The organism is Thioclava sp., from assembly GCF_048263065.1.
In the GTDB taxonomy this organism is placed as follows: Bacteria; Pseudomonadota; Alphaproteobacteria; order Rhodobacterales; family Rhodobacteraceae; genus Thioclava.
On sequence record NZ_JBLXEM010000018.1, the window covers coordinates 22,191 to 41,731 of the forward strand.

The 19,541-nt window shown below is 59.4% G+C and carries 17 protein-coding genes; 4 read left to right on the top strand and 13 right to left on the bottom strand.

From position 1 onward, the window contains the following. Position 1: 1 nt before the first annotated feature. From ACN0SD_RS16035 to ACN0SD_RS16065, 7 genes are all read right to left on the bottom strand, one after another. The gene (locus ACN0SD_RS16035; RefSeq protein ID WP_417809234.1) at positions 2-538 is read right to left on the bottom strand and encodes a hypothetical protein; all 537 of its coding nucleotides are present in this window, start codon (positions 536-538) and stop codon (positions 2-4) included. A 9-nt stretch (positions 539-547) separates the two neighbouring features. Beyond that, complete coding sequence (locus ACN0SD_RS16040) at positions 548-2,377, bottom strand: DUF294 nucleotidyltransferase-like domain-containing protein (RefSeq protein WP_417809235.1); 1,830 nt, start codon at positions 2,375-2,377, stop codon at positions 548-550. A gap of 101 nt (positions 2,378-2,478) precedes the next feature. Further along, on the bottom strand, positions 2,479-4,221 hold the full coding sequence (locus tag ACN0SD_RS16045; protein ID WP_417809236.1) for a sodium:solute symporter family protein: 1,743 nt from the start codon (positions 4,219-4,221) through the stop codon (positions 2,479-2,481). 26 nt (positions 4,222-4,247) lie between these two features. Further along, on the bottom strand, positions 4,248-4,505 hold the full coding sequence (locus ACN0SD_RS16050) for a DUF4212 domain-containing protein (RefSeq protein ID WP_417809250.1): 258 nt from the start codon (positions 4,503-4,505) through the stop codon (positions 4,248-4,250). A 60-nt stretch (positions 4,506-4,565) separates the two neighbouring features. Continuing rightward, on the bottom strand, positions 4,566-5,240 hold the full coding sequence (locus tag ACN0SD_RS16055) for an adenylate kinase (RefSeq protein WP_417809237.1): 675 nt from the start codon (positions 5,238-5,240) through the stop codon (positions 4,566-4,568). A gap of 20 nt (positions 5,241-5,260) precedes the next feature. Then, positions 5,261-7,228, bottom strand: a complete 1,968-nt coding sequence (gene acs / locus ACN0SD_RS16060) for an acetate--CoA ligase (protein WP_417809238.1) — start codon at positions 7,226-7,228, stop codon at positions 5,261-5,263. A gap of 336 nt (positions 7,229-7,564) precedes the next feature. Continuing rightward, positions 7,565-9,199 carry a SulP family inorganic anion transporter gene (locus ACN0SD_RS16065; RefSeq protein WP_417809239.1) on the bottom strand — a complete coding sequence of 545 codons (1,635 nt, stop codon included), beginning with the start codon at positions 9,197-9,199 and terminating at the stop codon, positions 7,565-7,567. 78 nt (positions 9,200-9,277) lie between these two features. On the opposite strand from ACN0SD_RS16065, the gene ACN0SD_RS16070 reads away from it, so the two are divergent. Continuing rightward, on the top strand, positions 9,278-9,781 hold the full coding sequence (locus tag ACN0SD_RS16070; protein ID WP_417809240.1) for a HugZ family protein: 504 nt from the start codon (positions 9,278-9,280) through the stop codon (positions 9,779-9,781). Between the two features lie 53 nt (positions 9,782-9,834). Here ACN0SD_RS16070 and ACN0SD_RS16075 read toward each other — a convergent pair whose 3' ends face one another. Then, complete coding sequence (locus ACN0SD_RS16075; protein ID WP_417809241.1) at positions 9,835-12,126, bottom strand: glycosyl hydrolase family 28-related protein; 2,292 nt, start codon at positions 12,124-12,126, stop codon at positions 9,835-9,837. A gap of 271 nt (positions 12,127-12,397) precedes the next feature. Beyond that, positions 12,398-13,999, bottom strand: coding sequence for a lysine--tRNA ligase (locus ACN0SD_RS16080; protein ID WP_417809242.1), 1,602 nt, complete (start codon positions 13,997-13,999; stop codon positions 12,398-12,400). Between the two features lie 108 nt (positions 14,000-14,107). Between ACN0SD_RS16080 and ACN0SD_RS16085 the strand changes: the two genes are divergently transcribed. From ACN0SD_RS16085 to ACN0SD_RS16095, 3 genes are all read left to right on the top strand, one after another. Beyond that, positions 14,108-14,530: a tellurite resistance TerB family protein gene (locus ACN0SD_RS16085; RefSeq protein WP_417809243.1), complete on the top strand. Its 423-nt coding sequence runs from the start codon at positions 14,108-14,110 to the stop codon at positions 14,528-14,530. A 69-nt stretch (positions 14,531-14,599) separates the two neighbouring features. Next, positions 14,600-15,058 (top strand): hypothetical protein, encoded by a 459-nt coding sequence (locus tag ACN0SD_RS16090; RefSeq protein WP_417809244.1) that lies wholly within the window; start codon positions 14,600-14,602, stop codon positions 15,056-15,058. Further along, on the top strand, positions 15,031-15,483 hold the full coding sequence (locus ACN0SD_RS16095; RefSeq protein WP_417809245.1) for a type IV pili methyl-accepting chemotaxis transducer N-terminal domain-containing protein: 453 nt from the start codon (positions 15,031-15,033) through the stop codon (positions 15,481-15,483). The genes ACN0SD_RS16090 and ACN0SD_RS16095 overlap by 28 nt, the downstream gene beginning before the upstream one ends. On the opposite strand, the gene dacB is transcribed toward ACN0SD_RS16095, so the two are convergent. From dacB to ACN0SD_RS16115, 4 genes are all read right to left on the bottom strand, one after another. Then, positions 15,484-16,920: a D-alanyl-D-alanine carboxypeptidase/D-alanyl-D-alanine-endopeptidase gene (dacB, locus tag ACN0SD_RS16100; protein ID WP_417809246.1), complete on the bottom strand. Its 1,437-nt coding sequence runs from the start codon at positions 16,918-16,920 to the stop codon at positions 15,484-15,486. A 78-nt stretch (positions 16,921-16,998) separates the two neighbouring features. Beyond that, positions 16,999-17,604 carry a nicotinate-nucleotide adenylyltransferase gene (locus ACN0SD_RS16105; protein ID WP_417809247.1) on the bottom strand — a complete coding sequence of 202 codons (606 nt, stop codon included), beginning with the start codon at positions 17,602-17,604 and terminating at the stop codon, positions 16,999-17,001. Positions 17,605-17,683: 79 nt separating this feature from the next. Next, complete coding sequence (locus tag ACN0SD_RS16110) at positions 17,684-18,850, bottom strand: GGDEF domain-containing protein (protein ID WP_417809248.1); 1,167 nt, start codon at positions 18,848-18,850, stop codon at positions 17,684-17,686. Beyond that, positions 18,847-19,443 (bottom strand): heme NO-binding domain-containing protein, encoded by a 597-nt coding sequence (locus ACN0SD_RS16115; protein WP_417809249.1) that lies wholly within the window; start codon positions 19,441-19,443, stop codon positions 18,847-18,849. The genes ACN0SD_RS16110 and ACN0SD_RS16115 overlap by 4 nt, the downstream gene beginning before the upstream one ends. Positions 19,444-19,541: the final 98 nt, after the last annotated feature.

Below are 19,541 nucleotides of genomic sequence, written 5' to 3' on the forward strand. Positions count from 1 at the left end.
CTCATCCTTTCGAACAGACCGCCTTAAGCCCCGGATCTTGCTCCGGAAGTTTCATCCATTGTGCGCCTGACAACGTGCCATCAGGCGAGAGTGTCGCGCCGCCGATCAGATCGGCACGGCTGCCGGTTTTGCAATCATAGACCGTTGGCACCGTTTGCACCGGGCGCCAACGCCCGATCAGCAGCAAATCGGTTTCGGCCAGTTGCGGCGCGCTGGCGACCGGGTGGATGACCTTGTCGCTATCCACCGCCATAAAGCGCACGACCATCGGCATCAGATAAGTCCAGGGTCGCCACGGAACGCTTTCATCCACGGCCTGCAACACCACCACCGATTTCGGCATCTCGGCACGCATATGGGGATACCATGTGTATTCGATCCAGATAGAATAGACGATGATCGTCATCCCCGCCGCCGTAGGCATCATCCATTTCGGCAATGCCACGCCGCGGTATTTCTTGCTCATATGACTAAGCAGAAACACGATCAGCCCGACAAACAGCGCCGCCGCAATGGTTGATATGAAATCGTTGAGCATAGATCCTCCCTAGCTGACCGCGCCTTTTCCATGCCCGATAGCCGATTGCATTGTGCGCACCACGACAAACGCGTCGCGCAGATGCGAGCGTTCGAAATCCGACAGATCGGACGGTGCGAGATAATTATCGGGCTTGCGCCCGGAACGCGCGAGATGGGCCTGATTTTCTAATCGCATTGAGGCGATCAGATCATAGGCTTCGATCAGGTCCCGCGCGCCCGAATGAGACAGCACGCCCGCTGCCTCGGCCTCGACTAGGCGGGTGCGGGTGTTCACAGCCGTCAGACGCGCCTGCAGCGCATAGATGCGCGCCAGATCGGTGACCGGCACCACGCCGTTATGTTTCATGTCGATATGGTTGCGGTGCTCGCCCGATCGGATCGTGGCAAAGCCGCGCAGCAGCCCCAAGGGCGGCGTGTGCTTCAGCGAATTGGCGATCATATGGGCCACGAAGATCGAGTTTTTCGACGCGCGCTCCAGCGTCTCGGCTTGCAGATCGGCAAACAGGCTTGCGCCATTGCCCCCGATCGCGCGCAGATCAAACATCACCGAGGCCAGCATCTGCGCCTCGGGGTTGGCCTTGGAAATCCAGCCGTCGAAATAGCTGCGCCAGACCCGCACCGGCTGGCACCAACGCGGGTTTGTCGCCATCATGTCGCCGGGGCAATAGACATAGCCGCAGGCATCCAACCCGTCCGAAACGATCTTGGCGAGGTTCTGGAAATAGGCCATGCCGTCTTCGGTGACGGCATCGTCGAGTATCAGGCAGTTATCCTGATCGGAGACGCCAGTCTGATCTTGGCGGCCTTGCGATCCGCAGGCCATCCACAGATAAGGCACGGGCGGCGCGCCCAGCTCGGCCTCGGCCATCGCCAGCAGGCGGCGCGTCACCGCATCGGCGATGTCGGTGATCAGCCGCGTCACGACCTCATGGGCGTGATGGCCCCCGACAAGCTGTACCAGAAGCTGCGGGATTTGCGCAGTGACAGCGGCCATTTCGGCCACGGTGGTTGCGGCGGCAACATCGCGGATCAGAACCGCCGAGGACACCGCCTGAAAGCGCGTCAGATCAGTTTGCGTGATCATGCCCACGAAACGCCCGTGATCGGTGATCGGCAGATGGCCAACGCGGCGTTCCAGCATGATGTGCAGCAGATCTGAGCCAAGCCCCTCTGGCGTCAGCGTCACCGGATCCAGCGTCATCACGTCGCTGACGGGAATGTCGGGCGCACGTCCCTCGGCCAGCACCTTATTGGATAAATCGCGCACCGTCAGAATGCCTTGCAGCGCGCCTTCAGGGCCGGTCACACCCAGCGAGGAAACATGCTGATCGCGCATCATCCGCGCGGCCTCGGCCACGGTTGTTTCGGGCGGGCAGGATAGCGGCTTGCGCGCCAGCAGATCGGCGATCTTCATCGTCGCAATCGAATTGGTGCGGGTCTCGCCCCCGCGCGTGCGATTGAAGAACCGCGCAAAGGGCGGGGCGTCTTGCGAAAGCCTGCGGAAATCTTCGACCGGCAGCACCAGCAGCACGGTTTCCGCGCTTGCCTTGGCCGTGGTCGCGGCCAGCCCGTCACGCATCAAACCGCGCTCGCCAAAGCTGTTGCGCGGCCCCAGTATCGAGACCAGCGCACCGTTTTGGTCGGTCACTTCAACAGTGCCGCGTTTGATCAGATACAGACCCTCAAGCGGATCGCCCTGAGCATAAATCACCGTGCCTTCGGCGATTTCCCTGCGACGGAAAGAACTGGCGACACGCTCCAGCTCATTGCGGGGCAGGTTGTCATAGGGATGAACGCCTTCAAGAAACGCGAGGATGGTGGGCAGATCGGCGTTCATGATCTTGATCCTTCCGAGGGGGATGAGCGCCCCGATATGGGGGCGCCCTCCGGTTTTAAGCAGGCTTAGGGCGCAGCCTACACTGCGCCCGTGCCAGAGTTTTAGTGATCGGTTGCGGTACCGGCCCCTTTGGGGATGCGGATCGATTCAACCAGTTCCTGGATGTCTTCCGGTGCTTCTTTGGTCATCCCGGTCACGACATACGCAGCAATGAAGTTCAGCAAGGCACCAACCGCACCGAACGAAGTCGATTTGATCGTCAGGATCATCGGATCAGCATCCGAGAAACTTGCCGTGCTGGCGACAAAGAACCAGCCTTTGTGCAGGAAGATATAGACCAGCGTGGTCGTCAGACCCACCAGCATCCCTGTCGCGGCACCCACGTTGTTAACCTTCTTCGAGAAGATCCCCATCATCAGAGCCGGGAAGATAGAGCTGGCCGCCAGACCGAAGGCCAAGGCCACCGTCTGCGCTGCAAAGCCGGGCGGGTTGAGACCCAGATAGGTCGCCACCACGATCGCCACCGCCATCGAGATCCGGGCAGCCAGTAGCTCGCCTTTTTCCGAAATGCCGGGGTTGAACTGCGACTTGATCAGATCGTGGCTTACCGCCGAGGAGATTGCCATCAACAAGCCCGCAGCCGTGGACAGTGCAGCCGCCAGACCACCTGCCGCCACCAGTGCGATCACCCAACCCGGAAGGTTGGCAATCTCGGGGTTGGCAAGCGTGATGATATCACGGTTCACGTCCAGTTCGTTGGTCGCGGGGTTAGCGTTATACTCGATGCGGCCATCGCCGTTCTTGTCGTCAAACGTCAGCAAGCCGGTTGTGGCCCAGTTACGCACCCACAAGTTTTGCGGCGAGGTTTCGATCTGGCTCAACTCGACAGCCGGTTGGCTGACACCCTCGGGGTAGAAGGTGTTGATCAGGTTCAAACGCGCCATCGCACCCACAGCCGGAGCGGTGAGGTAGAGAAGCGAGATGAACACCAGCGCCCACCCAGCAGAGCTGCGCGCATCCGCCACAGTCGGCACGGTGAAGAAGCGCACGATGACGTGGGGCAGACCGGCGGTGCCGATCATCAGCGTCATGGTGAACAGGAACATGTTCAGCGTGCTGTCATGCTGCCCGGTGTAGGATTTGAAGCCCAGCGCCTCAATCGTGTCGTTCAGCGTCGAAAGGATTGGCGCGCCGGTGTTCACATCGTTCGAGAACAGGCCTAGCGCCGGGATCGGATTGCCCGTGAGTTGCAGCGAGATAAAGATCGCCGGAATCGTGTAGGCGATGATCAGCACGACATATTGCGCCACCTGCGTGTAGGTGATGCCTTTCATGCCGCCCAGAACCGCATACAGGAACACGATGGCCGCACCGATGAACAGACCGGTGGTGTTATCGACTTCCAAGAAGCGCGAGAACGCCACGCCCACACCCGTCATCTGACCGATAACATAGGTGATCGACGCCACGATAAGGCAAATCACGGCCACGTTGCGAGCCGCTTGGCTGTAGAAACGGTCGCCGATGAATTCCGGCACGGTGAACTTGCCGAATTTGCGCAGGTAAGGCGCAACAAGCATCGCAAGCAGCACATAGCCGCCAGTCCAACCCATCAGATAGGTCGATGCGTCATAACCGCTGAATGCGATGATACCAGCCATCGAGATGAACGAAGCGGCAGACATCCAGTCCGCGCCCGTCGCCATGCCGTTCAGCACGGGGTGAACGCCGCGACCTGCTGCGTAAAATTCTGCCGTCGAGCCCGCACGGGCCCAGATTGCGATGCCGATGTAAAGCGCGAAGGTCGCACCAACCACCAGCAGGTTCAGAGTAAACTGATCCATGTCCCTCTAGTCCTCCCTAGATGTTCTTATTCTTCGACGCCGTGCTCGCGGTCCAGTTTGTTCATCCGCCATGCGTAGGCAAAGATGAGAACCAGAAACACAAGCGCTGCACCTTGCTGAGCGAACCAGAAGCCCAGATCAGTGCCGCCGACTTTGATACCCGCAAGCATCGGACGCAGCAAAATGCCAAAGCCGAAGGATGCAACAAACCAGATCACCAGAAACAGCTGGATGGTCCGGATATTCGCCTTCCAATAGGCGTTGGACGAGGATTTGTCCGCCATGAGCGTAACTCCCATTCGTTTTCTCCAGACGGGCCCCTCATGGGCCCGCCCCTCCCATAGTCAGGCCGAGACGCGTTCTACGACTGACCCCAAATCTGCAGCGATCTTGTCGATGGAGCCCATCGCGTCGACCTCTTGCAGAACACCAAGCGCCCGGTAATGGGCGATCAGTGGTGCCGTCTGCGCGTGATAGGCCTCCAACCTGGCACGCGCCGTCTCGGCGTTATCGTCGGCACGACGTTTGAACTCCGTGCCGCCGCATTTGTCACAAACGCCCGCAACTGCGGGCTGCTTGAATTCGTCGTGATAGCCTTCGCCGCATTTGGCGCAGGTATAGCGGCCCGCCACGCGCGTGATCATTGCCTCGTCGTCAACTTCAAGGCTAATCGCGGCGTCCACATTTTGGCCGGTGTATTTCAGCAGCTTATCCAGATCGGCTGCCTGCCCTGCGGTGCGCGGAAATCCATCAAGGATGATCCCGCGCGCCACGTCGGGCTGCCCCAGACGGTCGCGCAAGATGGCCAGCACGATTTCATCCGAAACCAGACCGCCCTCTTCCATCACCGCCTTGGCAGCCTTACCTGCGGGCGTGCCCTGAGCGACCGCTGCGCGCAGCAGATCACCGGTGGACAGTTGCACCAAGCCGAACTTTTCTTCGAGCATACGGGCCTGCGTGCCCTTACCTGCCCCCGGAGGGCCAAGCAGGATCAGCACGGTGCTTTTTGCGTCAGTCATCGCCTCTCCTCCCTTGGCTATCACTTAACGCCACGGTTTTCGATCAGCTCATCCACCACCGAGGGATCGGCCAGTGTCGAGATATCCCCGAGGCTGCCGAAATCGTTCTCGGCGATCTTGCGCAGGATACGGCGCATGATCTTGCCCGAGCGGGTTTTCGGAAGGCCGGGAGCCCATTGGATGATGTCGGGTTTAGCAATCGGTCCGATCTCGGTGCGGACCCATTTTTCAAGCTCTTTGCGCAGCTCGTCGGTGGGTTCGACATCGTTCATCAAGGTGACATAGGCGTAGATGCCCTGACCTTTCAGCTCGTGCGGGTAGCCAACCACAGCGGCCTCGGCGACGGCTTGGTGTGCCACTAGCGCGGATTCGACTTCGGCGGTGCCCATCCGGTGACCCGAAACGTTGATCACGTCATCAACGCGCCCGGTGATCCAGTAGTAGCCATCCTTGTCACGACGACAGCCGTCACCGGTGAAGTAATAGCCGCGATACTGGCTGAAATAGGCCTCTTGGAAGCGCTCGTGATCGCCCCAAAGTGTGCGCATCTGGCCCGGCCAGCTATCCGAGATACACAGCACGCCCTCGGCTTCGGTTTCGTCCTGACGCTGCGCGGTTTGCGCATCCAGAATAACGGGTTTGACGCCAAAGAAGGGTCGCGTTGCCGAGCCGGGTTTGGTCGGGATCGCACCGGGCAGCGGGGTCAGCATGTGACCGCCCGTTTCGGTCTGCCAGAACGTATCAACGATCGGGCATTTGCCTTTGCCGATATGCTGATCATACCACGCCCAAGCCTCGGGGTTGATCGGCTCGCCGACAGAGCCCAGCAGCTTGATCGAGGACAGATCGTATTTATCGACCCATTCCGTGCCCTGCCCCATCAGCGAGCGGATCGCGGTGGGGGCGGTGTAGAACTGGCTGACCTTGTGCTTTTCGCACACGGCCCAGAAGCGACCCGCATCGGGATAGGTCGGCACGCCTTCAAACATGATCGTGGTCGCGCCATTGGCCAGCGGGCCATAGACGATATAGCTGTGACCGGTGACCCAGCCAACATCGGCGGTGCACCAGAACACGTCGCCATCGTGATAATCGAACGTGTATTGATGCGTCATCGAAGCATAAACCAGATAACCGCCGGTCGTATGCACCACGCCTTTGGGTTTGCCCGTCGAGCCAGAGGTATATAGGATGAACAGCGGATCTTCGGCATTCATCGGACGCGGCGGACATTCGGGCGAGACGTTTTCCATCATCGCCTTAACGTCAACGTCGCGACCTTGAATCCAAGTCGTTTGATCGCCGGTATGTTTGACCACAAGGCAGCGCACCTTATCCGAGCAGTGCAGCAGTGCGGCATCGGCATTCGCCTTAAGCGGCGTGCGACGCCCGCCACGCGGGGCACTGTCAGCGGTGATCACCAGCTTGGCGCCGCAGTCGTTGATCCGGTTGGCCAGCGCGTCGGGCGAGAAACCCGCGAACACGATGGAATGGATCGCACCGATCCGCGCACAGGCAAGCATCGCATAGGCGGCTTCGGGGATCATCGGCAGATAGATTACGACGCGGTCGCCGCGCATTACACCTTGGCTCAGCAAGACGTTGGCGAACCGGTTCACCTTTTCGCTTAGCTCGCGATAGGTGATATGTTGGGCAGGCTCGTTGGGATCATCGGGCTCAAAGATGATCGCGGTTTGCAGCGGGCGATCCTTGAGGTGACGGTCGACGCAGTTCACCGATGCGTTGAGCACACCGTCTTCGAACCATTTGATGTGGACATGGCCATAGGTGAAATCGGTGTTCTTGACCTTGGTGTAGGGCGTGATCCAGTCCAGACGCTTGCCTTCGCGACCCCAGAACGTATCCGGGTCCATGATCGATTCCTGATACATCGCGCGATATTTCGCAGCGTCCGCATGCGCGTTTTCAAAACCCGGCGGGACTTCCTTGATTTCCGGGACTTGTTGAAGTTGTTCCTGAGCAGCCATTGGCGTCCTCCCACAATTTCGTCTCGCGGCCCAAGGCCGCCTCCTGCCCACGACGACGCCGTGAACACTCCTACCCTGCGGCAAGTGTAACCCAAACGTTAAGTTTCATGTAACCCCCTTTGTGCATTAGATTTTTCTGTAAATGTTTTGACAGAGTTTGCGCTAACTTTGTAAAGTTAGCAAATTAAGTCAAAAATTTGACAAGCCGTTTCAAGCGCTTGGCTGTTGACGTAGCGGAAAATTGTGAGGGTTTGCAAACTGACCGGATAGTCAAGGATCAAAGCACGCACGCAAAGCCCCATGAAAGAGGCTGCGCGCGTGATTCGCCGTTTGAGTTTATTTCAAACTGACTTCGACGCCAGCCTGATCCATACCAAAGGCATGGAGGGACTGCGCGATCTCAGGGCGCGCATTCACGATCTTTAGCGCCCCACCACGGCGTTGCAACTGTTGCGCGAGCGTCGCAATCATCTTCGCCCCAGTGGAGTCGATGAAACTCACCTCGCCCATGTCGATCTCAACCATGCGCGGCCACCGCGCAATACGCGCCAAAATTGTGCCCAGACGCGCGACAGAGCCGAAAAACACCATCCCGTGCAGGCGGTAGCGCAGCACATCAGGATCTTGCGCCTCGGGGTTATCGGCCGCTGGCGCACTGCCTTCACGCAACTGCGCAAGTTCGGCCATGTGGCGAATGAACACCAAACCGCCCAGCGCAAAGCCCAGCACGATCCCCTCGGCCAGATCGCGGAAGGTCACGACGAGGAAGGTCACCCACAATACCATCGCATCGCCGCGCGACGCCCGCGTCAGCGCTGCGAACTCATGCCGCTCGATCATGTTCCACGCCACGATCCCCAGCAGCCCCGCCAAAGCCGCCAACGGAATGCTTCCGGCTAAAGGAGCGGCAACCATCATCGTCGCCAGCAATATCCCCGAATGTGCGATACCTGCGATGGGCGAGCGTGCCCCGGCGCGTACGTTGGTTGCGGTGCGCGCAATCGTGCCGGTCACGCAAATCCCGCCAAACAGCGCCGAGCCGATATTGGCAATGCCCTGCCCGACCAGCTCCATATCCGAGCGATGCTGCCCGCCGCTCATCCCGTCCGCGACCATCGCAGACAGCAGCGATTCAATCGCCCCAAGCAGCGTGAAAGACAGCGCCCAAGGCAACGCGGCGCTGACCTTATCCCAGCTCATATCTGGAATTGCAGGGGCAGGCAGGAAGCGGGGCAATTCGCCGAATTTGCTGGCGATGGTTTCCACCGGCAGGCCCGCCAGCGCGGTGACCAACGTGACCACCGCCACTGCGATCAGCAACGCGGGCAGTCGCGGAGCGAACCGCTTAAGCGCGATGATAGTCCCCATCGTTGCAATCGCTACAGCAATCGCCATTGGGCTGGCTGTGCCACGTGCATCCCAAAGTGCGGCAATCTTGGGCAGGATCGGCCCCGGCTCACCGCCCGGCAATGACAGGCCAAACATGTCCTTGAACTGGCTGGCAAGGATAATCACCCCGATGCCCGTCGTGAACCCCACCGTCACCGGATAGGGCATGAACCGGATGTAACTGCCCAGCCGCAAAAAGCCGAACACCATCATCAACATCCCCGACAGCATTGTCGCCAAGATCAAGCCCTCGACGCCCGATTGCATCACGCAGGCCGCGACCAGCACGATGAACGCCCCCGCAGGACCGCCGATCTGGAACCGCGAGCCGCCAAACGCTGACACCAGCGCGCCGCCCACGATTGATGTAACCAAGCCGCGTTCCGGCCCAACACCCGAGGCAATTGCAATCGCCATCGACAACGGCAGCGCGACGATCGCGACCGTCAGCCCCGCCACCAGATCGGCGCGCAACGCCTTGGCATCGTAGCCCTCGGCCAATGCAGTAAGAATTTTGGGACGCAACGGGACACGCGGCATGCCAGAGGCACGCGACTCCCCAGTCTGGGTTGTATCGTTCATGATGGGTCGCTAACTGTGATTATGCGGCGCCACCAAACGCCTCACGTCTAGGCTTGTCAAGGACCCCACCAAGGTAAAATGCCCCAATCCCCGATCAATCCGATACGGCCGACCAACGATGAGGCGCGCAAGCTTGCCCGCAGCCTGATTGCGGCGGCAACGTTTGGGGCGCTCGCCGTAAATGACGGGATAAGCGGCTTTCCCGCTGTGACCCGCATCGCGACTGGCACTGCGCCAAGTGGTGAAATACTTACATTGGTCTCGGGTTTGGCGGCGCACACAACGGCGCTTCTGGCCGACCCGCGCGCGGGGCTTTTGCTGGGCGAGCCTAAGGAAAAGGGCGACCCGCTGACCCATTCGCGACTGGCACTGCGCGTCATGGCCCATCAGATCGCGCGCGACGATCCCCGCTTTGCGGCGCTGCGCACCCATTGGCTGGAAAGCCATCCGAAATCAAAGCTCTATATCGACCTGCCCGATTTCATCTTTTTCGTGCTCACCCCGCAATCGGGAGCGTTGAATGGCGGATTCGGGCGTGCTTGGCAGCTTACTGCCAGCGATTTGATGCCCGTCGCGTCATAGAAAAGGCGCGCGAGAGTGTTCCCCGCGCGCCGACTGCCTCAAAGCAATCTCAATTAAATCGGCGTATCCATCCGCAGCACCATCTGCATTCGCCCCTTCGCCGCTTCGGGCCAGTTGATCGTAGCCTGCGTCTTGCTCGCCCCCTGCTCCACGGCGACATAAGGCATCGCCTCTACGCGCGACCCCGATGCGTTGCGCACCATCCCCTCAGCCACGAGTCCCTGACAATTGCGCGCCCAACCGCCAAAGGGAAGGTAGTCACTTGGGTCCACCGTCCAAACTGATTGCGCGCTGCCCTGATTAACCTCAATTACCACCGGGTTTTGCGTGATGCTATTGATCGCGTTGAACATATTACCTTCGAACGTAACATTGCGCATCCGCGAGCGATCCAGATCGGCAAAAGTCGTGTCGATCTGCTCGATCCGGTCGATATTGCCATTGAGCGATTTGAACACGTTGTTCGCCACGCTCAGACCTTGCACGAAATGCCCCGCGCCATAGGGTTTGATCGACAGCCAGTTGAACCATGGCGCGACGTTAATGCACACACAGGTATTGCCCGTCACCGTCAGCCCGCCAAAGCTGTATTCATTGCCGAAATCAGGATTGGCATCATGCTCATTGGTCCACTCAATCACCGAGTTATCGATGTAATTGCCCGTCACCGCTGCCTGCACATTGGTCTGGGTAAACACCAGCCCCGCCACACGCACGCCCGCCGTTTCCTCATCGCCCTGAAACCAGTGATTGCCCACGATCAAATGCCCCGAGCCATTCAGAACGAAAGTCGTCCCAAACCGCACAAAGCGCGAGTCGCGGATCTTGCAGTCATTGGCATTGACGTTAAGCACGACCGATTTGCGATCCTGCGCGGGCGTCAGCATCTCGTCTGACAAGAACTGACAGCCATCGACCAGCAAATCCTGACAACCCCGCCCAATTGAGGTAATCCCGCGATCCTTGGGCCGCACCACATAAGAGTCGCGGATCTGCGTCATCTGTCCATCAGGCGCAAGCATCAGGCAGCTCGCCGCGCCGTTGCACAGGAACTCGACATTGGCGATGTTAAAGCGATCCAGCTTATCCATCCCCGAGAAATCCAGCACATATTGATAGCGCGTAAAGGTATAGTTGCGCGTGCCCGACCCGCCATAAAGCGGCTGCGATAGATAGAGCGTCCCCGCCCCGATATTGACCGATTTCACATAGACTTCGCGCCCCACGCCAGAACCGGTGACATGCGCACCCACCGGAATATTGGCGATATTGGCGACATTGGTCAGTTGCGTGGATTGCGCCGTGGAATAGGTCGCCTGCGAGGTCACGACCTCATCATCCCACGCTGGACCTTCGATCACGTTGAACTGGCCGTTTTGCAAAATCCGGCGGTTCGAGAAGTTCGATAGATCGGGCGCGAGTTCCTCAATGCGGATCGGGGCCGTGATCTCGACGCGCCGCCCCTTAAGGTCAAGAACGTTGTGATCGGTATAGCCAAACAACGCCTGCAACGCCTTCTTGAACCCCGCCTCTTCATCGCCAAACGCATCGGCATAGGTCGGAAAATCAAAGGAAGACAGCAGCGTCAGTTTCGCCAAAACCGGCATAACCAAGGTGCCGACAAACTTGATCGGGGCCTTGATCGAAATCGTCGAGCCCAGATAATAGCTGCCCCCCGGCACCACGATCATGCGCCCGGCGGCAGCCTGATCGGCGGCAGAAAACGCAGCCGTATCATCGGTGCTGCCATCGCCCACAGCACCGTAATCGCGCACATCGACCCATTCCATCATGTCGCGCAGGAACGCGTCAGTCACATCCTCGATCTGGATGTCATCGATACGCACCACGCCGCCGTTCGAGCCCGTCAGATCCAACCCGAAATAACCGTCGCTCGGCTGCATCCCCCAAACCATCGAAACGCCCGCCCGATTACCGGTGCCAACAATCGCCGACACCTCGACGATCTCGCCGTAGTTCAACAGCGCGACCGACGTGCCAATTTCGGTCAGCCCGCTGACATGGCCACCGCTCGAACTCACCGCATAGCCCGCGATGCGCACCGAGGGCAGATTGCCACTCATCGCTTTCACCCGTGTCGAGATTCTCAGGTATGCCCCCGGCAAGATCGGCGTCTTGACCATCGCACGCAGCTTTTGCGTGCTCTGCGTCTTGAGCAGCTCCAAACAGCCGGAAAAATCCGCATCCGCTGGGACAAAAGCCGCATTGGCCGCGTCCTGATAAGTCGTTGAGCCCGGCGTGCCGTTCTCGCTCGACCATCGATCCAGCCCGTCATCGAAAGCGGGCGGGGTCAACACCAGCCCATCGGTAATCGCCACGTTCATCAGCAATCCTCTTGTTCCTGTTCCCACCCGCCCGACACGAGATCTCGGCGCTGCGGCGCAACCGCGCAGATTGCTCTGCGCTGGCGGTCAAGGCCGTTAAAATCTCGTGCCGGAGATCGACCGGGGCATGCGCCTCGGCCCGACAAGAGCTAGTGGAGAAGGTTAAAGAAGTGCTGAGAGCATCGTGCGCAGCCCCTTTCGAGGACGCGCAAAACGAACCGCCCGCGCAATCGGCACGGGCGTTTTCGATACTGTCTTAAAGGGGCTTAGCTTAGGCCACCAATTCGCCCGCCAGCGCCCGATCAATCAGCGCGATCGTCTCATCAACCCCGTAAAGCGCGACGAAGCCGCCAAAACGTGGGCCTTGCGAGGCGCCCAATAGCACCTCGTACAGCGCCTTGAACCAATCGCGCAGCGGCTCGAACCCGTGATCCTTGCCAACCGCGAAAACGATCGTTTGCAGCGCATCTGCCGGGTCTTCGAATTGCGTGTGCAGATCGGTTTTTGGCAGCGCGGCAAGACGTGCGCGCAAATCTTCGATGGCGGCGCGCTCAAGATCGCTGGGCAGGCGGAACTGCCGCTCAGGGGCCACAAAATCGGTAAAGTAGCGCACCGCAAAGCCCGCCGCCTGATCCAGATCGGGGTGGGTTTCGGGCGTCGCCTCGGGCGCGTAGCGCTTGATAAAGCCCCACAGCGCGTCCTTATCGCTCGCCCCGGCAACGCTTGCCAGATTAAGCAACATAGAGAACGGCACAACCATTTTGCTTTCGGGCGGCTGGCCGCCATGAATGTGCCAGACCGGGTTATTGGCCTGCTTCTCGGCATCCTGATCGGGGAAGGCGCGCAACTGCTGGTGATATTCATCCACCGCTTTCGGGATCACATCGAAATGCATCCGCTTGGCGGTTTTCGGCTTGAGATACATGAAATAGCTCAGGGATTCCGTCGAGGCATAGGTCAGCCATTCATCAATCGACAGCCCGTTGCCTTTCGACTTGGAAATCTTCTCACCATTGGAATCCAGAAACAGCTCATAGGTGAAATGCTCGGGCGCACGACCACCCAGAACGCGGCAGATCCCGTCATAGATCGGCGTGTTGGTCGAGTGATCCTTGCCATACATCTCAAAATCAACGTCCAGCGCCGCCCAACGCATCCCGAAATCGGGCTTCCATTGCAGCTTAACGTTGCCACCCGTGACCGGCAGCGTCCATTCCCGCCCATCCTCATCGTCAAAGGTCACCGTGCCGTCCTTGGCATTGACCTCCTTCATCGGCACGTACAAAACGCGCCCTGTTTCGGGATGGATCGGCAGGAAACACGAATAGGTCTGCTGGCGCTCTTCGCGCAGACTTTTCAACATGATGGCCATGATATCATCATAGCGCTCTGCCGAGCGGATCAGCATGTCGTCAAACTTGCCGGATTTGTAATACTCCGTTGCGCTCGCGAATTCATATTCGAACCCGAACGTATCAAGGAACCGGCGCAACATCGCATTGTTATGATCGCCAAAGCTAGGGTATTGCCCGAACGGATCGGGCACCGAAGTCAGCGGTTCCTGCTCATGCGCGCGCAACATTTCCTGATTGGGCACATTCGCGGGAATCTTACGCATCCCGTCCATATCGTCGGAAAAGCACAGCAATTTTGTAGGGATATCCGAGATCACCTCAAAGGCGCGCCGGATCATCGTGGTGCGCGCGACCTCACCGAACGTACCAATATGGGGCAGCCCCGAGGGCCCATAGCCCGTCTCAAACAGCACGTAGCCCTTTTCGGGAGCCTTCTTTTCATAACGCTTGAGCAGCCGACGCGCCTCCTCAAAGGGCCAGGCCTTGGAATTCATCGCAGCGTCACGCAAGCTCGTCATAGCACACCTCATCGCGGCGCGCCCATCGCGCCCACTCGCGCCCCACCTATTGCGGCGCGCGCTTACAGTCAATAATTTGCACTCTGTACCCTTTACTAGGAGTCTCTCGTGCCCAATCCTCTTACCTCTCTGTCGCCCCAAGACGCCTTGATCGCGGTCATGGTCGCGATTTCCGCCGCTGATGAGGACGTGCCCATGTCCGAACTCATCGCAATCAACCGCACCATCGACCACATGCCGATCTTTGCCAGCTACGATATCGACCGCGCCGCGCGCGTGTCGAAATCCGTCTATGCGCTGTTTGAGGAGGAAGATGGGCTGGAGGCGTTGTTTGGTCTGATCCGTGCGGCGCTGCCCGAACGTCTATATGAGACCGCTTACGCGCTGGCCTGTGACATCGCCGCCGCCGATGGCGCGATCCGCCAGACCGAACTGCGTATGCTAGAGGAAATTCGCGCCGAGTTGGACATTGATCGGCTACATGCGGTGGCTATCGAACGCGGCGCGCGGGCGCGTCATATGACCCTTTGAGGTAGAGTTAACCGCGTCGAAACCGGGCTTTGTTACAACCCTCGGCAACTCTGTTTGCCCGAGGGTTCGATGCATCTGTTCCGTCTTGTTTTCGCTTTCCTATGCGGGCTCGGGCTTGCCCTTCCCGCGCTTGCACAAGGTCGCAGCGCAGCGGAAATTGCCAAGCTGCGCATAGATATCGCGGCGCGCCAACGCCCGCTCAGCCAGCGGAAGACTGCGGCGGCGTGCTTTGTAACCTTCGATATTGATCGCGAGCGGCAGCTTCGAATCCTGACCGACTCGCTTGATCTGTTTCGTGTCTCACTCGATCACCTAGAGACTGGCGCGCCTGCGACGGGATTGCCCGCCGTCACGACGCTTGCGGCGCGCATCGCGCTGCATGAAAGCCAGATCATTTGGGGGCCCTATCGCAACCTCGCGACCCACATTCGCGATCAGGTCGCTGCTGGCGACCGGGGCAATATCGCGCAGCTTGATCAACTCGCGCGACTTGAACCTATTTGCTCAAAGCAACTCAGTCCGTCGTAAGCGCGCTCTCCAAGGCGCAACAGACCCAATCCGGCACCCGCATCGCGGAAATTGATCTCGCCGGACGCCAACGCATGTTATCGCAAGCCATCGTCAAGGAATTCTGCCTGCTTACCGTGGCCAAGACCCGCAAGGTCAATGTGGCAAGCCATCTCAACCAAATGCGCGCGAAAACCGAGTTGTTCGAGCAAACCGCTTACGCTCTACGCGCAGGCTCGATTGGCGATACGCCAAATCCCCCGCCCCCCGATACGTTTGAGGCGCTTGTGCAGGCCCATTACGCGTGGAGCGATCTGATCTATATGCTTGAACCGACCCATAGCGGAAAGGCGCTACCGGAATTGGCGCTGTTTGATGTTGCTCTGGTCTACGAAGATCTGCTGCCCCGCCTCGAAGAGATCGTCTGGACCTATGTGAACGGCTGATCAAACGCCATACACGGCGGCCCACCGCTGCAACAACTGGCTTTGCAAGATTTTTGAGCGTTTGACCCAGTCGCGCTGACCCGCCGGACGTTCATGCCCACGATTGCGCCGCCGTTGCGCCAAATCGCTGGTGAAAATCGCAAAGACCAGCTCGGTGCCATCAGGTGCGGTCATATAGCCCGCCAACGTTGACACGAAATCAAGCGTCCCGGTTTTGGCGTCCACCGCAAAGGGCTGCGCTTTCATCGTCTTGCCGGTTGCATCGCGCAGCTTGAACGGCTTCATCAGTCTGCGCAGTCCCATCGGCACGCCCAAAACCCGCAGCGCTGTCACCATATCACCCGGCGCGATGCGCGCATCCGCACGCAATCCAGAATGATCGGTAAACCGCGCGGAGCGTGCCCCCGTGCGTGCGCCCAGCCAAGCTGACATCGCCTTACCAGACGCAGCTAATGAATTGCCTGCCCCAAGCCGTGCGCTCGCGGTGACGCCCACCGCCTCAGCCGTCAGATTGGTTGAATATTTCATCATCGCCCGCAATAGCGGCGACAGTGCATCGCTTGCCTGCGTCACCAAAACATCGCCGCCGGGCATACGCGAAATACTTTGCGGCCCCGGCAGCGGTATCCCTTGGGCGCGCGCAAGCGTCTGAAACACATCGCCCGCATAGGCGGCCGGGTTACGCACAGGCAGCCAGCGACTGCCACCCCGCCCAAGCGCCTTAGAGGCCACCGTCCATTGCTCAATTCCGCCGCGATCGGAATAGGTAAACAGCGGCTTGGCCCGATTCACGATCGCCGCCTTGGCCGTGTAGGCGGGCGGCTGAGCGGTCTTGCCGCGCGCATCCATGCTAAGCGCCCAGCCATTGCCAGCGCGCTTCCATTGGAAATGCACGCGGTTGTAATTCAGCATCAGCCCCGAAAGCGACGGGTTATAGCCCGCGTGAATTGGCTGATCATCGGCGATTTCGCGCGTGTAGGGTAACGCCCCCGACCACGTCAAATAACGCCCCGCCACGCCGCGCACGCCCCTCGCCGCCAGTTGCTTGGCCATTCCTGCAAGATCATCGGTGCCAAGCGTCGGATCACCGCCCCCCGCGAGGATCAAATCACCCTGAATGATGCCGCCCACAATCGGCCCGGTCGCGATCAATCGTGTGCCGAAGCGAAACTGTGACCCCAGGTTTTCCAGCGCATAGAGCGAGGTGATCGCCTTTAGTGCCGATGCAGGGGGCATCGCCGTGTTCGCGCCCTGACTTTCAAGCACCTGCCCCGTGCGCAAATCGGCCACGACAAACCCCACATCGCCACTCAGCCCCGAACCGCGGATCAGCGCCGCACTGGGCGCAATCGTGGTCTGCGCACGCAGCGTCGCTGGCAGCACAGAAATCGCCGTGCCGGCAAGAAAGCCGCTTAGCAGTTTACGACGTGACAGCATGTTTATGACCCGATTCCCGCGTGATTGCCGACCTGACCCTAGCGCAGCGTCAATCGCGGCTTCAAGCAGGCATGCACTTTAACGGCGCGGCCAATCGCCCTGCGCGCGGATCGCACTTGAAGATAGCGGCGACATCGGAATGTTTACAAAAGACCAAGCCGGGGTTTGCGCACTTGCGAGCGCATGAGAGAAGTGGGCAGGCAGTTCCGCCTGCGCGTAGATCCGCGCCGCACGCGCCTTGCGCCCGCGCATCCGCCAGCCCGGTCGCGCCAGCACACCGATGGGAACGCGCTCCATGATGTCGCGCCAGTGATCCCACTGATCGAACTGCACCAGATTATCCGCCCCCATTAGCCAGACAAAGCGCACACGGGAATAGAGTGCTTGCAGATGCGCAAGCGTATCAGCCGTGAACCGCGTGCCAAGCCGCGCCTCAACATCTGTGATCACAACACGTGGATCGCGCATAATCTGCTGTGCCTGCGCGATGCGCTGCGCCATCGGCGCAGGCCCTTTGCGCTTAAGCGGATTGCCCGGGCTAATCATCCACCACACTTGATCAAGATCGAAATGGCGCAGAGCCTCACGCGTGATGAGCGCATGACCGTGATGGGCTGGATCAAATGATCCACCCAAAATGCCGATGCGCATCCCCGGCCGTGCAATGGGAAACCCTTGTCTCATAGGCTGCCCTTAGCCGATCAAGCGAGGGAAACCAAAGAAAAATCTACGCCACGCGTTTTGAGGTTTGCACGCAGCACACCTAGACATTTGGCGTTTCCAGATCACGATACAAGACACAACACCCGCGCCCGGCACTTTTCGCGGCATAGGTCGCGGTATCGGCGTCAACAAGCATACGCTCAGTCTCGGGTGACTGATAATCAAGCGACATCACCACGCCAAGTGACCCCGAAACTAAACACTCACGCCCCTCATACCATTGCGGTTCTCGCAAACGCGCGATGATCCGATCGCCCAGATGCATCGCCTGCTGAGACGTCATGACGCCGCGCAATAGCAGCAAGAATTCGTCGCCCCCCATTCGGCCGGCAAGGTCACCTGCACGCATTTCCTCATGAAGAATCCGTGCAACAGCAAGCAAAACATAATCGCCCGCTGCATGGCCCAAGGTGTCGTTCACCGATTTGAAATAATCGAGGTCAATCTGGATCAGCGTGAAAGGTGCCCCCCCTTGTGCTGCCCCCGCACTTGCTTGTTCCAGCGCCGCTTCCATTGCGCGGCGATTGGCCAAAGCGGTCAGCGGATCGGTCAAAGCCTGTGTCTCGGCCTGTTTGCGCGCACCATCCAGGCGCAGGGTGAGCGCGCGCAACTCCTGCATCACCAGCGATTTCGCCTCCTGCAGATATAACAGCTCCATTGCCAGATCTGCGGGCGAAAAATCCCGCTCTGTCAGGGCAAATTTAGCGACGGCCTCTCGCAGATAGAACCCGAAGCTAAGATTCATCAAGGTGCCATCCCGACCTTTCGGGCCGAGTGCAAAAGCCTCACCGCGCAGGCCAATCGCGGGTTGCGACAACAAGGTAAGATGCACCATTCGCTCGTTCGCGATTGCGCCCAGCGAAGCGCCGCAATCCCCCAATCCCTTTGCCCCCTCTGCGACGGCAGGGTCACAACCTTCTGCCCCATCACAAGGTTCGATCCGATCTTGCAGGCGTCCTACGCGGAAATGCTGCGAAAATGGCTGGCCAAACGTCGCATCCTCTCCCAGCACTTTATGCAATGTGGGGCCCATCGCGCGAATTTTTCCTTGGGGATCGACCCACAAGAACATTGGCAATAGCGCGCCGAGCATGGGCTCAGACAACGAAAATTCTTGCGCCGATTTGGTCGATATGACGACGTCATCACGTAAGGCAGTGGCCGAGCCAAGCGGCGATACGTCAGGCGGTCGATGAAATTCGTTCACATCTCTGCCCCCGCCGCATCTGACAGATCAAAGGACCGCCCGCATGCATGAAAGGAATCAAGAAGCTGCACCGCGATCGCCTCTCCAGCCAGACCATCTTCGGTATGCTCGTTTAGCTCAATCAGCACTAAGGCTCCGTAATCATCGGCCATCGCGCGCAACACCCCGGCAAACACCGCGCCCCAGCCCGGTGATGCACCAATCACGCTAAGCGTATAGCGCCCATCGCCCAAGCCTCGCAATGTCAACTTCGGCAGCTTGAGATCTTCTAGCGCCAGCTGTGTTCGCCCCTGCAATTCATTGAGAGAGAGCAGAAAATCAACGTAATCTCGCCCACCGTAGCGCAGCAAGCGTCGCACGGCCTCTCGGGTGCTCAGATAGGTTCCCAGGTCTTCGAGGAAATCAAACCGCCGCCGATCCAACAGCTCGCAGGCCGCATCAAGCAAGCGATCGGTAAGCGCATCCTCATAGCTTAGCATCGGCTCGAATCCCTCGGGGAAAACCTCTGCCTTGCAAGCAACGGTGTGCCAAATCCTCTCACCGAATGTATCGGTCAGAAAATTCTGTATCGAGCGATTCACCAGACCCAGCATGGCACCTCCATGGGCACCACGCTAGGGTCAGGATTCATAACCAGAACATGACGACGGCGGCGAGGGCACAGGCTGACAGGAACACCTTTGGACATCTG